The 12,262-nt window shown below is 58.4% G+C and carries 9 protein-coding genes, 4 pseudogenes and 1 other annotated feature; of the genes and pseudogenes, 4 read left to right on the top strand and 9 right to left on the bottom strand.

Annotated features, from left to right (window positions below; genetic code table 11):
* Nucleotides 1-18: 18 nt before the first annotated feature.
* From mobA to ACZ5WQ_RS15735, 4 genes and pseudogenes are all read right to left on the bottom strand, one after another.
* The gene (gene mobA / locus ACZ5WQ_RS15750) at nucleotides 19-591 is read right to left on the bottom strand and encodes a molybdenum cofactor guanylyltransferase MobA (protein WP_464382628.1); all 573 of its coding nucleotides are present in this window, start codon (nucleotides 589-591) and stop codon (nucleotides 19-21) included.
* A gap of 146 nt (nucleotides 592-737) precedes the next feature.
* A pseudogene (locus ACZ5WQ_RS15745) lies at nucleotides 738-1,379 on the bottom strand (AAA family ATPase); the annotation flags it as partial.
* Nucleotides 1,380-1,531: 152 nt separating this feature from the next.
* Entirely contained in the window at nucleotides 1,532-2,278 is a 747-nt protein-coding gene (locus tag ACZ5WQ_RS15740) for an SDR family NAD(P)-dependent oxidoreductase (RefSeq protein ID WP_464382627.1), read from the bottom strand.
* 123 nt (nucleotides 2,279-2,401) lie between these two features.
* Nucleotides 2,402-3,652, bottom strand: coding sequence for an acyl-CoA dehydrogenase family protein (locus ACZ5WQ_RS15735; RefSeq protein WP_464382626.1), 1,251 nt, complete (start codon nucleotides 3,650-3,652; stop codon nucleotides 2,402-2,404).
* 225 nt (nucleotides 3,653-3,877) lie between these two features.
* On the opposite strand from ACZ5WQ_RS15735, the gene ACZ5WQ_RS15730 reads away from it, so the two are divergent.
* Nucleotides 3,878-4,213 carry a cupin domain-containing protein gene (locus ACZ5WQ_RS15730; RefSeq protein WP_464382625.1) on the top strand — a complete coding sequence of 112 codons (336 nt, stop codon included), beginning with the start codon at nucleotides 3,878-3,880 and terminating at the stop codon, nucleotides 4,211-4,213.
* Between the two features lie 35 nt (nucleotides 4,214-4,248).
* Here the strand turns inward: ACZ5WQ_RS15730 and ACZ5WQ_RS15725 are convergent, their stop codons facing one another.
* Nucleotides 4,249-4,689 carry a hypothetical protein gene (locus ACZ5WQ_RS15725; RefSeq protein WP_464382624.1) on the bottom strand — a complete coding sequence of 147 codons (441 nt, stop codon included), beginning with the start codon at nucleotides 4,687-4,689 and terminating at the stop codon, nucleotides 4,249-4,251.
* Between the two features lie 57 nt (nucleotides 4,690-4,746).
* Nucleotides 4,747-5,100 carry a hypothetical protein gene (locus ACZ5WQ_RS15720; RefSeq protein WP_464382623.1) on the bottom strand — a complete coding sequence of 118 codons (354 nt, stop codon included), beginning with the start codon at nucleotides 5,098-5,100 and terminating at the stop codon, nucleotides 4,747-4,749.
* A gap of 226 nt (nucleotides 5,101-5,326) precedes the next feature.
* Between ACZ5WQ_RS15720 and ACZ5WQ_RS15715 the strand changes: the two are divergent.
* Nucleotides 5,327-6,232, top strand: a pseudogene (locus tag ACZ5WQ_RS15715) (ISL3 family transposase); the annotation flags it as partial.
* 285 nt (nucleotides 6,233-6,517) lie between these two features.
* Nucleotides 6,518-6,898, top strand: a complete 381-nt coding sequence (locus tag ACZ5WQ_RS15710; RefSeq protein ID WP_464382622.1) for a ribonucleotide reductase subunit alpha — start codon at nucleotides 6,518-6,520, stop codon at nucleotides 6,896-6,898.
* Nucleotides 6,899-6,928: 30 nt separating this feature from the next.
* Here the strand turns inward: ACZ5WQ_RS15710 and ACZ5WQ_RS15705 are convergent.
* From ACZ5WQ_RS15705 to ACZ5WQ_RS15695, 3 genes and pseudogenes are all read right to left on the bottom strand, one after another.
* A pseudogene (locus ACZ5WQ_RS15705) lies at nucleotides 6,929-7,459 on the bottom strand (ATP-binding protein); the annotation flags it as partial.
* Between the two features lie 14 nt (nucleotides 7,460-7,473).
* Nucleotides 7,474-9,018 carry an IS21 family transposase gene (gene istA, locus ACZ5WQ_RS15700; protein ID WP_464382621.1) on the bottom strand — a complete coding sequence of 515 codons (1,545 nt, stop codon included), beginning with the start codon at nucleotides 9,016-9,018 and terminating at the stop codon, nucleotides 7,474-7,476.
* 224 nt (nucleotides 9,019-9,242) lie between these two features.
* A pseudogene (locus ACZ5WQ_RS15695) lies at nucleotides 9,243-10,072 on the bottom strand (IS3 family transposase); the annotation flags it as partial.
* Nucleotides 9,672-9,803: a sequence feature (AL1L pseudoknot), on the bottom strand. It overlaps the preceding pseudogene by 132 nt.
* A gap of 363 nt (nucleotides 10,073-10,435) precedes the next feature.
* Between ACZ5WQ_RS15695 and ACZ5WQ_RS15690 the strand changes: the two are divergent.
* Complete coding sequence (locus ACZ5WQ_RS15690; RefSeq protein WP_233048513.1) at nucleotides 10,436-11,659, top strand: IS256 family transposase; 1,224 nt, start codon at nucleotides 10,436-10,438, stop codon at nucleotides 11,657-11,659.
* The last annotated feature ends 603 nt before the right edge of the window (nucleotides 11,660-12,262 follow it).

Raw genomic sequence — 12,262 nt, 5'->3', positions numbered from 1 at the left:
GTTCTGTGAGCAACGCGTCTATGCCGCTGCCAATATGTCTAGGGAATTGACGTTGATGAGTTGCGGATCGTCCTCCGCACAGGCCAGCTCAACGGCCTGCAACTGCTGCCATAACCGATTCGGGCTGCGCTCGCCTTGATCCCAGGCCAGTTCAATCGCCTCTTTGAGCTCGCGCGGTACAACGCACACGAGCGGCTGTAAACCAGCGCCCTGACGAACCACGACGGGCCGCTCCGGATACTGGCGAGACAGCCTTTGCAGGCCTACCAGCAATGCGCTAGTGATTGCCGGCAAGTCACAGGGCAGCACCAGCAAATGTGAGCCTCGCATCGCCCGCAACCCCGTCACAATGCCGGCCAGGGGGCCTGGGTAATCACTCTGTGCATCGCCCAGAATTTGTGTGGCAAAGGCGCTGTACTGTGCTTGATTACGGTTGCAAGAGAGCAGCACCTCACACGTCAATGGACTTAACTGCCGACAGACATGCTCGGCCATCGGCATGCCGCGCCAATGCACCAGCCCTTTGTCAGCGCCGCCCATACGGCTGCCGCGGCCACCACTGAGCACCAACCCGGAAAAGCTCATCTGCATGTCGAACCTCTCTGCCTGATGTACACATCATGCGCCAGTGGTCTGTCCAGACGCATGATAAAGGTCAACTTATCAACACCACCCGGACCACTCGCCACCCGATAACAGCGACGGCTGTGTCACGGCTGCGTCAATTGCCGGTAAAGCTGCTCCAACCGCCGCAACGCCTGCCCCAGCTTGACCAGCTGCGCCGCCAGTTCATCGCCCACCTGTGCCTCGCGCGCGACGATGCGCTGTTCCTCAGCCGCCTCGGGGTAGTCGAAACGCAACGCGACAAAGCGCTGGCGGGTGCTTGGCTTCATACCCTTGAGCAAGTTCTGGTAGCCGGGGTTGTAAGACACCACCAACATGAAGCCCGGCGTAGCGCGCAACACTTCGCCGGTGCGTTCCAGATACAACTCGCGGCGATCATCCGCCAGCGGGTGCAGCACCACGGCGGTGTCCTGCCGCGCCTCGACCACTTCATCCAGATAACAGATCCCGCCCTCGCGCACCGCCCGCGTTAACGGGCCGTCTTGCCACCAAGTGCCTTGCGCGCCGATCAAATGCCGGCCAACCAAATCTGCCGCACTGAGGTCATCGTGGCAAGCCACGGTGTACAGCGGTAGGTTCAGACGATGGGCCATGTGCTGCACGAAACGGGTCTTGCCGCAGCCGGTCGGGCCTTTGATCAATACCGGCAAACCATGCTGCCAGGCCTGTTCAAACAGCACTTCTTCATTGCCGCAGGCCTGGTAGAACGGCTGCGCCGCCGGGCCCGGCTGGACTAGATTCAGGGGAGCATTCACAGCGCACCTCACACAGGGTTGTTCAGAATTTCACGCTACCTGCCACGGCTATCAGTCTCAAGGCGTCTGCGCGGAACTCTTGATTAGCATCAAGCGCGGCCAACATCCGTGCCCGGCTCGTACGCAATGGCTGGCAATCACTGCGGCCGCTGTCAGGCCGTCAAGCTGAAGCCGTTATCCACCACCCAGTCTTGCCCGTAGACACCTCGCGCACCTTCCGAGAGTTGAAATGCAATCACCCGCGCCACCGCCGCTGCATCCAGAAAGTGCCCGGTTAACAGACGCCGGCCGAGGTTGTCAGCGATCTGTTCCAGCTCGTGCTCGTACAGCCCCAGCCCGTCCCACAGCGCTGTAGTCGTGGGCCCAGGCGATACCAGATTGATGCGCACCCCGAGTGCGGCAAATTCTGCGGCCAAGCTGCGCACCTGGGTGGTCAGTGCGGCTTTAACGGCGCCATGGGCAGCCAATCCCGGAACGCTTGCCTGACGCAGAAAACTGCCGAGAAATACCACCGAACTGCGGCTACTCAGTGCCCCGCGCAGCACCGCCAAGGTATTCAGCGCACCGGCACCGTTGACTGCCCATTGGCGCTCAAACGCGGCGTGATCGAGGCTGCCGGCCAACTCTGCATTGCCCGCACAGGCAACCAGGTAGTCGACGCCACCCAGGGCCACCGCCCGCTGACGCAGCGCTTCTAGGTCGGCGCATCGGGTAACATCGCCCGCCTGTACCAGCAGCCGTTGCGGGTAGCTTTGCTGCAGCGCCTGCAAACCCAAGACATGCCGCGCCATACCCAGCACCCGCGCGCCTTGTTGCAGCAGCTGCGTGGTCAGGGCCAAGCCAATGCCTGAGCTGGCACCGGTCACCACCGCCAAGCGATCCGCAAACTCGCCGTCCATCGAACTCTCCACTGCATGCACTGTGACTGAGAGGTCTTTGTACAGCCAGACGCGTGATGAGCGACTTGATTGCAATCAGCTTTATGGCATGTGTAGCGGTTGTTGTACGCAACCTCGCAACCATCAAACCCGGTGATGCGGCGTCAAGTAGGCCGCCGTAGCGCCGCGCTGCTGCTGCGCATTGTGCAGTTCGAAACGCGCAATGCTGCGCAGGTGAACCTGGTCGGGACCGTCGGCAAAGCGCAGCGCTCGGCCCCCCGTCCACATATCCGCCAGCGGGGTATCGGGGCTCAAGCCCATGGCGCCGTAGACCTGAATGGCGCGATCGACCACGCGGGTATGCATGCTCGGCACCAGGGCCTTGATCATGGCGATTTCATTGCGCGCGGCCTTGGCCCCAACCTCGTCGATCATCCAGGCGGTCTTGAGTACCAGCAGGCGCGCCTGTTCGATTTCGATCCGCGACTCGGCGATCCAGTCCGCGATATTGGCGTACTGATGCAGGTACTTGCCGAACACCTTGCGCTCCTGACAACGCTCAAGCATTAATTCCAGCGCCAGCTCGGCCATGCCGATTGAGCGCATGCAGTGGTGTACGCGGCCCGGCCCCAAGCGTGCCTGAGCCATCATAAAGCCCTCGCCCTCGCTGCCCAGCAGGTTGCTCAGCGGCACCCGCACATCGCGCAACAGCATCTCGCAATGGCCCTCGGGGGCAAGGTGATTGAGCACCGGAATATTGCGCAGCAACTGCACCCCCGGCGTATCGAACGGCACCAGAATCATGCTCTGTTGTTGGTGCGCGGGAGCATCCGGGTCTGTCTTGCCCATGACGATAAACAGCTTGCAATCAGGGTGTGCGGCGTTGGTAATAAACCACTTGCGACCATTGATTACATACTCGTCGCCCTCGCGGCGGATCAGCGTCTGGATATTGCTGGCATCGGAAGACGGCACGTCCGGTTCCGTCATGGCAAATGCGGAGCGGATCTGCCCTTCGAGCAACGGCAACAACCAACGCTGCCGCTGCTCCGCGCTGGCAAACAGATGCAGCAACTCCATATTGCCGGTGTCCGGCGCGTTGCAATTGAACACTTCGGAAGCCCAGGGCACCCGGCCCATGATTTCCGCCAGCGGTGCGTATTCCAAATTGCTCAGCGCCGTGCCTGGCTCATCACTGTGCAGCGCCGGCAAGAATAGATTCCACAAACCCTCGGCGCGCGCCAAGGCTTTCAAATCAGGCATAAACGATGGCGGAAACTGTCCGGCGGCCACCTCGGCGTGCCAGGCACCAATACGCGGCACGATGTGCTGATCAAGAAAGCCACGCAGTTGCTGACGCAGAGCTTCTGTGCGGGGGCTGTAGGCAAAATTCATGGGGCACCTCAACATGCTGGATGATGGCTGTGTGCACACCTTAGCCAGCGCAACCGGTAAAATCGAGGATCTTCCAATACCTGAATCTGCATCTATCAACGCGCCCAAGCAGCAACCGTTATTGACCAAAATCATCGTCAGTCACAGCCTAACGGCGTAGTGCTAACCGACTGATATACGCGACAGTGTTATGGCCAAACCCCATTCAACCTGGAGATCAGACTCATGGCTTTAAAACATGCAGCCTCAGGGGAGGTGCTTGAGTTACTGCCCACCACGCCCACTGCGGCACAGATTTCCCAAGCGTTGGTCTGTGCACCGCGCCTGGAAGTCATGCGCTTTGTCATGGTGGCCGGCAAGCAAATACCCGGACACGCCCTAGCCGGCCCGCTGACGATTCAGTGCCTGCAAGGCCGTGTCGAGGTTCAGGCCGATGGCACCTGGCAAACACTCCAGGAACATCAATTGATGTACGTAGCCGAAGGGGTCGAGCACGCTCTGTACAGCAAGGTGGAAACCATTGTGCTGGTCACCCTGGTACGACTGCCGCACAACGACTGATACCGTGCACGCCACACTGGCGCCTGTTCAGTGCGCTACCAGTGCAGGTAAAACATGGCCTTGGCCAGCAGCACGATCGCCAGCATTTGCCCCAGCACCGCCCAATGCAGCGCGCGGTACAGCCTGGGGGTCATGCGCCCCCGACGCAGCAGCAGTGCAAGTGCGCCGTAGCTGATAAAGACCGCCACTGCCAAGCCGATTTTCAACGTCAGCAAGCTGGCGAAGCTGCTGGAGAACGGCGCACTCAGGAGCTGCCGGTAATGCCAGGCCAGGCCAATGCCGGCGCCGTACAACAGCATTACAACCCAATGCAGCACCGCCCGCGTACGCGCACTGAGTGCCTGCTCAAGCGCAGGCAGGCCAGTGGCGTCAAGTTGCGCCTTGACGCGCTCCAGAATCAGCAACTGAAAAAACACCACGCCGATAAACGCGATGGCTGCCAGTAAGTGCACGACATGAAACAAGGCATACAGCACGACTTACCCTCCTGCTTGCCAGCCCCTGCCGCCAGGCAGCGGCATGACAACCGCTATTTATGGGGCTAACGCCGTGATCTGCGAGCCCTGTACAGAAACCTGCTGGCCCTTGATAAAGCCAGCATCTGAGGAGCGCACACGGTGAACATGACCACTGTCATCCTTGATCACATACAGCGTCTGCTCCAGCCCTAAGGCTTGCTGTGCCTCGCTACCGGCAAAGTAGCCGATAGCCGCCCCAACCAAAGCCCCCACTGGGCCGCCTGCCGCACCGCCGAGCATGAATCCGCTCAAGCTGCTATAGCCACCCCCGACCAACGTATCGCTTTGCGCTGAGAGTATCTGTTCCGCATGACTCAAGGGGCTGTTCAGCAGTGCGACTACGGCGCTTAGAGTAATGAGCTTACGCATGACATGTTCCTTGTTTAGGTTAGAGACTTCACCCACTACCCATCACAAAGCATGCCAAAATAATATTCATATAAATCAATTAGATATAAACAATAAAGGTATTAAAAACCCTGACAGATAGAGTTTTTAATGGTTCTTCACGGAATCCCGGGAAAGATAAAAACAAGAACGCCGATTTGAGGGATGATGTTAGTGCGAACAAACACATCCACAAACCGGCGTTCTTGTGCACGATATTAATACGTTTCTGCCCTTTTGGGAGGGCTTTTCTGTCACTGCGATCCGGCCTGACGGCGACGGCCTGCTGATCGACCTGATTCCGCAGCCCACCAGATTGCCCACCTGCAGCGGCTGCCATCAGCCCAGCACCACCATCCACGAATACTGCCAGCGCTCAATCCGTGACCTGCCCATCCTTGGCCGCGCAGTGCGGTTGAATGTGGCGCTGCGGCGCGTCGGGTGCAGCACATGCGGCAAGAGAATGGAGTTAGTCCGCTGGCTTGACCGCTATTCGCGAATGACCAAGCGCTTGGCCGAAGCTGTAATCCAGGCCTGTCAAAGACTGCCCACTCTGCACGTCGCCGAGCTGTTTGGTTTGCATTGGGGCAGCGTGCGCTTGCTGGAGCGACGGGCGCTACAAGACGCACTGGAGAAGCTACCGAAGGCGCAGCCCAGACGCTTGGTGATGGATGAGTTCGCTCTGTTCAAAGGGCATCGCTACGCCAGCGTGGTGCTGGATGCCGATACCCACCGGGTGCTGTGGATTGGCGAAGGGCGTAGCCGAGCTGCTGTCAGACCGTTTTTTGAAGCGCTGGGGGCGGAGGGTTGCGCACGGATCGAGGCAGTGGCAATGGACATGAACACCGCATTTGACTTGGAGGTGCACCAACACTGCCCTCAAGCACGCGTTGTTTATGATCTGTTTCATGTGATCGCCAAGTATGGGCGAGAGGTGATTGATCGGGTACGGGTCGATGAGGCCAATCGCCTGCGCCATGACAAACCCGCACGCAGGGTGATCAAGCAAGCACGGTGGCTGCTGCTGCGTAATCCAGAAAATCTCAAGCGAGAAGATCAGCAGGTACATCTGCAGGATCTGCTGGCGGCGAACCAATCGCTGATGACGGTTTATCTGATGAAAGCAGAACTCAAAGCCCTGTGGTCGCCCGCCACCGCTTGGGGCTGGCAAATGTCCTATCGAAGTCATGAGCGAAGTGATGCAGAAAGCCTTGGCTATGCAATATGATGCTCCTGCGTCAATTCAATAACCGTGTTGCACTCAGCTGCAACCGCCATATTTTTAACACCTTACAAACAAGCCACAGCATCGGCTTAGATGGCACGTCAATAACAGACGCGACTATTAACCAGCAGCAGGAGAGCGAAAATTAACATTACAGACTATGAAACTCTGTTGTTGGCCGCCAAAAACCAACCCGAACCACAACGCTTGCTTTTCGTTTTCTTGAAGGCATCGTTACCCGAAGAGCATGAAAGCGAAGAAGCAGCCCGTTTTCACTCAGGGCAAGGCGGTCAATTACAACCGGTCATGTGCGTTGACAAAACCCTGAGCGAACTGGGAAGTTTTGCCGATCTAGTAGCAGAGTCTGAACATATGGGGCAGGCGTGGCAGATCGTCCTAGTGGCCGGTTTATCTGGCCGCAACGGAATAGCCCCAAGCGCTGACGATGCAACTCAACCGCTTAAAGTGATGCAGCATACTGTAGAAAACGGTGGCGACCTGTCTCACTACATGGCGTTTGATCGAAACGGAAACCCAGTCCGGTTTCACACTTAAAAGCTCGCGTTCAGGTGCTTAAGCGGAAAGCTGGGCATTGATCTTCTGCATACCCCAGTCATCAAGGATCAGCAGATCGGTTTTCAACAACTGCGTCATCAGGCGAGCGTAGCTGCCATCACCGTGGGCGATTCGTACTTGCTCGAACAGCCGCGGCACTCGCAGGTAACGGACGGACAGGCCTTGGCGACAGGCTTGATTGCCGAGGGCGCAGGCCAGCCAGGTTTTGCCACAGCCGGTGGGGCCGGTAATGCACAGGTTCAGCGATTGTCTGATCCAGTCACAGCTAGCCAGGCCCGCCATGCGCGAGCGCTCCAGGCCGCGCGGGTGCCGGTAGTCGATGTCTTCGATGCAAGCTGGCACGCGCAAGCGGGCAGTCTTGAGCAGGCGGTCCAGCCGACGGTTTTCCCGGTGCAGCACTTCCCGGTCCACCAGCAGAGCCAGGCGCTCCTCGAACGCCAGATCGTGGGTCTCGGGCTGAGCCCGTTGTTGTTCCAGGGCGTCACACATGCCCGTCAGCTTGAGTTGGCGCAAGGTGTTGAGTGTGGTGTGGGTCAGCATAGATCTCTCCGGTATCAGTGGTAGTAATGCGGTCCGCGAACGTTGGTATGCGCTGGCAGGTCAGTCAGATCACGCTCTTCCTCAGCCAGTGGCAGGGGGAACTGATCAAGTCCTTGTTTCAGGATTGAGGTGATGCTCTGGTAGCTGGCCGAGTTGATCGACAGCGCCCGAGCGCAGGCCTGCTCAAGGCGTTCACGGCTGTAACGCCGACTGAGGTTCAGCAACCCCAGACAGGCGCGATAGCCATGCTCAGGATGGGGGCGATCCTTGAGCTGGCCCTGCACCACCTGCAGGGATGCGGGACCGATGTCTTTGGCCCAATTGAGGAAGCGCTCCGGAGACCAGTCCTTGTGGGCCTGGTGCGCTTTGGGCATATGCTCGGTCAGAGTGACGAAGCGGCTCTTCCCGTGGCGGGGGTGCAAGGCAACGCGCTGGCCCTTGTGCATAACCTCCAGAGCGGTATCCGTTAGCCGCACGTCCAGCACCAGCCCCACCAGGGCGTGAGGCACGCTGTACAGCCGCTTGTCGATCTCAATGTGGTAGTCGATGCCGGGCCGGGCCTTGCGCCACTCGGCGTAGGTATAGGGCGTTGCTGGGAGCGGCCGCAGGGCTGGTCGGTCAATCGCGTCGTACAGGCTTTGACGGGTCTCGACCCGGCCTTGGAACGGGCGCTGGTTCAGTGCGGGTAGCAACGCAGCAATGGCGGTATTCAGTTCAGCCAGGGAGAAGAACGTCTGATGCCGTAAGCGGGCCAGGATCCAGCGCTCAACCAACAGCACCGACGTCTCGGCCTTCGCCTTGTCCTTCGGTTTGTAGGGCCGCGCAGGCAACACCGCTGTCTGGTAATGGCGGGCCAGCTCAGCGTAGGTCTCGTTGATCGTCGGGCTGTAGCGGTCCGCCTTGGTCACCGCAGCCTTGAGGTTGTCCGGAACCAGCAGTTCCGGTACCCCGCCGAAGAAGTTGAGCATCCGCTGGTGGGACGCGACCCAGTCTGGAAGGCCCTGGCTCCAGGTGGCCTCGGCGAAGGTGTAGCTGGAGGCGCCCAACACTGCCACAAAGACTTGTGCCCTGCGCACTTCACCGGTAGAGCGATCCACCACAGGCACGGTCGGGCCGCAGTAGTCGATAAAGATCTTCTCACCGGCACGGTGGACCTGACGCATGCTACGGCGCTGCCGGCCACGCCAGAGCCGGTAATGATGGCAGTACTGGCTGTAGCGGTAGGCCTTGTCTCCGTGGCGCTCCACGTACTCGGCCCAGAGCAGTTGTAGGGTCACGCCTTTGGTTTTGAGCTCCTGATGGACCTGGAAGTAATCAGGCTCTGCAAAGCGTGACGGGGGTGTCTTGGCCGGGAACAACAGCGCATGCAGCCGGGCCTCGTCTAGGTCCTTCGGTAGTGGCCAAGAAACACCCTGGACTTGGGCCAGGCTGACGTACTTGCCGACCACGCCCTTGGAGAGGCCGCAAGCACGGGCAATGCGCTCGTGGCTCAGGCCGGCTTCGTACTTGAGGCGTAATATCTCGATGATCTGTCGCATGGAAATCCTCGCAGCCGGCATCCGCTCTTCCTCGAAAAAAGGAAGGGGTATGCTGGATAAAGTTCAAGAATTCCAGTGCGTTGGCTGTGATTCCGGAGGAACGTGACCGATGATTCCGGCATCGTGACCGACGATTCCGGGCAAGCACCCAAAATCGGTCACGATGAAACGGAATAAGCGGTCACGATAGCCCAGAACAGGCGGTCACGTTCAAACGGAATGAGCGGTCACGATGGGCCGGAATATGCACTGACACGCCAGCCTACGATAAACCGTGAGTAGACATCGACGATGAACGCCACATAAGCAAATCCCTGCCAGGTTGAAACGAATGTGAAATCGGCGACCCAGAGCTGATTGGGACGTTCGGCCGTGAACTGGCGCTTTACCAGATCCCTGGGATTGGCATTGTCAGGATCGGCTTGTGTGGTTTTCACCGTTTTGCCCCGCGTTACGCCGCAGAGCCCCATTTCACGCATCAACCGTTCCACTGTGCAGCGCGCAACCACCTGGTGTTCGCGATGCATCTGCCGCCAGACTTTCCTAGCCCCGTAGACCTCGTAGTTTTCCTGCCAGACACGGTGAATTTGTACAGCAAGTTCCTCGTCACGGATCGCTCGGGCGGAGCGTCGTGAGCGGTCACGTAGCCGTGCAGCATGGCGCCGGTAAGCCGATGGAGACACTTGCAACACGCGGCACAGTGGCTCGACTCCAAAGCTTTGCCGGTGCTTGTCGATCAGCTGCCAGATCACTTCAAACGGCGCAGGATGGCCTGCCCGTCGGGCTCCGCCTGGGCGAAAAAAGCGCTGGCGACCTTGAGGATTTCGTTGGCTCGCTTGAGCTCACGAACCTCGCGCTCCAGTTCCTTGACGCGGGCATCAGTGCCCGAGGCGGAGGGGGCCGCAGGCGCAGCCGCCTTCCGAATCCAACTGCTCAACGTCTGGGCGGTGCAGCCGATCTTGCTGGCCACCACCTCAATGGCGGCCCACTGCGATGCGTGGGACTCCCGGACCTCATAAACCATACGGATGGCCCGGTCACGGACTTCAGGGGAAAATTTGGTGTGCTTGCTCATATGGGCTCCATTCTCTCAAAGGGTGGAGCCTCCGCGAAACCCGGGGCGGTTCACTACCTGATAGTGAGGTTTACGGGTATGCTCCAAATTACGAGAGAGGAAACGCCCTTCTGCACTTATTCAGTGTAAAACCTGATGGCATAGAGATGACTGGAGTGAGTTTTAGCTGGACGGAAACAAGTGGTGTTTCGATGAATGATGATGTAGTGATTATTCATACAACGACGTACGCACAAGACTTCACGTTTCTCGTTTACGGCATGAGTTACCTATCAGATTCCATCAAAGGTATTGAGTTGGGGGTGTACGAATTTTTGTGTAACCGGCTAATGAGCGACACTGTCGCTCCGAACCGGAGACACGATGAGCAAGAAACTACATCCCATCACCGACGAGCTGCTGGATCAGCTCTTGGCCAACTATCAAAAACCTGAAGACCTGATTGGTGCCGAAGGCATCCTCAAGCAGCTGACCAAAAAGCTGGTTGAGCGTGCGCTGGATGCCGAGTTGACTCACCATCTGGGGCACGACAAGCATCAGCCGGTCGGTAACTCGTCTGGCAATACCCGCAACGGCTTTAGCCGCAAGAAGCTCAAGGGCGAGTTCGGCGAGCTGCCCATTGAGATACCGCGTGATCGGCATGGCACCTTCGAACCGCAGATCGTCGAGAAGCACCAGACCCGCTGGGTGGGGTTCGACGACAAGATTCTTTCGCTGTACGCACGGGGCATGACCGTGCGCGAGATTCAGGCACACCTACAGGAGATGTATGGCGCCGAGGTATCGCCCAGTCTGATCTCCTCGGTGACCGATGCCGTAACCGATGAGGTGAAGGCCTGGCAGTCACGGCCGCTCGACGCGGTCTATCCCATCGTCTACCTCGACTGCATCCACACCAAGGTGCGTGAGGGTGCCGTGCGGGTGAAGGCGGTTTACCTGGCGCTGGGCATCAACCTGGCCGGGGAGAAGGAAATCCTCGGGCTATGGATCGCCCAGAGCGAGGGTGCCAAGTTCTGGTTGCAGGTGGTGACCGAGTTGCGCAACCGTGGCGTGCAGGACATCTTCATCGCCTGCGTGGATGGCCTGAAGGGCTTCCCCGAGGCCATCGAGGCTGTCTTCCCGCACACCAGCGTGCAACTGTGCATCGTGCATATGGTCAGGCACAGCCTGAACTACGTCTCTTGGAAACGGCGCGCCGAGGTAGCGGCTGACCTGAAGCGGATTTACCAGTCCAGCACGGCGGACGAGGCTGAGCTGCGCCTTGGCGAGTTCGAAACCAAATGGGATGACGACTACCTGCCAATTGGTCAGTCCTGGCGGCGCAACTGGGCTCGGATCACGCCGTTCTTCGACTTCCCACCGGAGATCCGCAAAGTGATCTATACCACCAACGCCATTGAGTCGGTGAACATGAGTTTGCGCAAGATAACCAAGAACCGCGGCTCGTTCCCCAGCGACGAGGCGCTGCTGAAACTGTTCTATCTGGCGCTACGCAACATCAGCAAGAAATGGACGATGCCGATCCGTGACTGGAAAGCGGCACTGACACGCTTTACGATCAGCTACGAAGGCAGGCTGCCACAGTAGTAACCCCATCCCCGGTTACACAGAATTCTGCACACCCTCATTGAGTTATATTATCGAGGCTACCCGACGGTATTCACCCTCGTAAACAGAATCACGTTTGAGTCACAGATCAATCATGAAATTGATATATTTTGAATATTTAGTTCACGCAAGCGTACTGCCAAGCAAACCTTGGCAAACATTGGACCGGAGTTTCAGGCCAAAGCAATTGACAAGCCACTGCTTAAATTCTCGATTTCATTTGTGATACTTACGAAAGTCTTCAAGAAATTTGCAGCAAAACACCGCCGGGCGCACCTGGCCAGATGAATCATCTACTGGGCCACCTACCAGAACTGCTCAGACCGCCCCAGGCAGCGCAAGAAAGCTATAAGCTAGAAACCCTTACATGGGTAGCACCTTGCACCACAAGGCAAGCCAAATGGCTCCACAGGCGGCCAAAAGCACATGCGATCACTCTAAGGAATCGCTGATCAATTCAGATTGGCGCGGCGGCCGTTCCAATCAATGGATTTTGATGCAGCCAACTCGCTCTCAGCTACAGCACCACGCAAATCATCTTCAATTCTGGCCATTTGGGCCAGTTTTCACCCGACTAACGGG

The organism is Halopseudomonas sp. T1L2 (assembly GCF_055397385.1).
The sequence above is the reverse complement of the archived record's forward strand: the minus strand, read 5'-3'. Positions and strand labels throughout refer to the sequence as shown.

Bases quoted from the DNA above. Each gene is read 5' to 3' on its own strand.
- mobA (WP_464382628.1), bottom strand. From the start codon at position 591: ATGCAGATGAGCTTTTCCGGGTTGGTGCTCAGTGGTGGCCGCGGCAGC.
- ACZ5WQ_RS15740 (WP_464382627.1), bottom strand. From the start codon at position 2,278: ATGGACGGCGAGTTTGCGGATCGCTTGGCGGTGGTGACCGGTGCCAGC.
- ACZ5WQ_RS15735 (WP_464382626.1), bottom strand. From the start codon at position 3,652: ATGAATTTTGCCTACAGCCCCCGCACAGAAGCTCTGCGTCAGCAACTG.
- ACZ5WQ_RS15730 (WP_464382625.1), top strand. From the start codon at position 3,878: ATGGCTTTAAAACATGCAGCCTCAGGGGAGGTGCTTGAGTTACTGCCC.
- ACZ5WQ_RS15720 (WP_464382623.1), bottom strand. From the start codon at position 5,100: ATGCGTAAGCTCATTACTCTAAGCGCCGTAGTCGCACTGCTGAACAGC.
- istA (WP_464382621.1), bottom strand. From the start codon at position 9,018: ATGCCGGCTGCGAGGATTTCCATGCGACAGATCATCGAGATATTACGC.
- ACZ5WQ_RS15690 (WP_233048513.1), top strand. From the start codon at position 10,436: ATGAGCAAGAAACTACATCCCATCACCGACGAGCTGCTGGATCAGCTC.